Genomic DNA, 1,518 nt, shown 5'->3' with positions numbered 1-1,518 from the left:
GGGCCGATTCCGTTGAAAAAGGGTGGCAGTAATCGGCTGTATTGGCGCGGGCGCCAATGTGCCGAACAGCTTTGCCGGCCTTTACGCGGGCTTGAGGGTTTGCATCGGGATCAGCTTGGCCATCTTGCGAAGGTTCTGGGCGGTGGCTGCGAGGGTGAACTCGTCGCGCGCGCCGTTTGGGCCTCGTAACCGCAAACGGTCGAGCTTGAGAATGCGCTTGAGGTGCGCGAACAGCATCTCGATCTTCTTGCGGAGCCGACGCGAAGTGCGGCCCTCCCACGAGCTTGCGATCTGGCGCGCCATGTCGCGAGCGCCCTCGTAGATCGAGCGCGGTACTTTCCGCGACGCCTGTTTGGGGCAGCACCGGGATTTGAGGGCGCACCGATCGCAATCGCGCTTGCTGGCGACGTAAAGCATCGTGGCGCCATCGTTCACCAGCGCTCCGGTCGTGGTGAGGACCTTGCCGTCGGGACAGCGGTAGACGTCGCCTGCATGGTCATAGGTGAAGTCGTGGCGCGAGAAGGTCCCATCCGTGCGGGCCGACTTGTCGAACACTGTAACGTGCGGCTCAATCCCACGCTCGTAGACCAACCAGCCGAGCATCTCGGCCGAGCCATAGCCGCTGTCGCCGAGAAGCCGGCTCGGATAGAGATCGAACCGTTCCAGCGAGCGCTCAATCATGCGCTTGGCCGCCAGCACCTCTGCCTGCCGGATGGCCGTGGTCGCCTCGACATCGACGATGATCGCGTTCTCGAGGTCGACCAGGTAATTTGTCGAGTAGGCGAAGAAGGCTTGGCCGCCGTGCGCCCCTGTCCAGCGTGCCGCCGGATCGGAGGGCGACACGAACTTCGGCGTGACCTCGGTCGCTGCTCCGAAGGCGGCATTGTCGAGGACGGCCAGATACTCATCGATCGCCCGGCCGAAGACTTCTGGGGGAAGTCCCTTGTCGCCTTCGATCCCCTTCTGCCGGTTGGCATCCGCCTTGATCAGGCTCGCATCGACAGCAAATCCATCTCCACCGACCAGCCGCTCCCGGATGCAGCGGCGCAAGACGCTCTCGAACACACGACGGAACAGATCACTCTCCCGGAATCGGCCATGCCTGTTCTTGGAGAACGTCGAGTGATCCGGCACCGTCCCATCAAGGCCGAGCCGGCAGAACCACCGGTAGGCTAAATTGAGATGAACCTCATCGCACAGGCGCCGTTCCGATCGAATGCCGAAGCAGTAACCGATCAGGAGCATCCGGATCATCAGTTCGGGATCGATCGAAGGCCGGCCGATGCTACTGTAGAACGGCGCCAGGTCCCGCCTGATCTCTTCCAGATCGACGAACCTGTCGACCGACCTCAGCAGGTGGTCGGTGGGAATATGCTTCTCAAGCGAGAACTCATAGAACAACGCAGCCTGTTCGACTTGCCGATGCCCCATCATGACCTTCAGTCCTGCCAATTAGACAGACTGAATCACTGATATCTCTGCGCCGCAACAGCCGACTTTTTCAACGAAATCGGCCAA

At 61.4% G+C, this 1,518-nt stretch carries 1 protein-coding gene; it reads right to left on the bottom strand.

Annotated features, from left to right (window positions below; translation table 11 throughout):
- Positions 1-81: 81 nt before the first annotated feature.
- A complete protein-coding gene (locus tag CT676_RS43600; RefSeq protein ID WP_135217350.1) occupies positions 82-1,434 on the bottom strand; it encodes a transposase in 1,353 nt (450 codons plus the stop codon).
- Positions 1,435-1,518 lie beyond the last annotated feature (84 nt).

It is taken from the genome of Bradyrhizobium sp. MOS001 (genome assembly GCF_004634465.1).
Taxonomy (GTDB): domain Bacteria; phylum Pseudomonadota; class Alphaproteobacteria; order Rhizobiales; family Xanthobacteraceae; genus Bradyrhizobium; species Bradyrhizobium barranii.
Note: the sequence above shows the minus strand (reverse complement) of the source record. Positions and strands in the feature narration are given on the sequence as shown.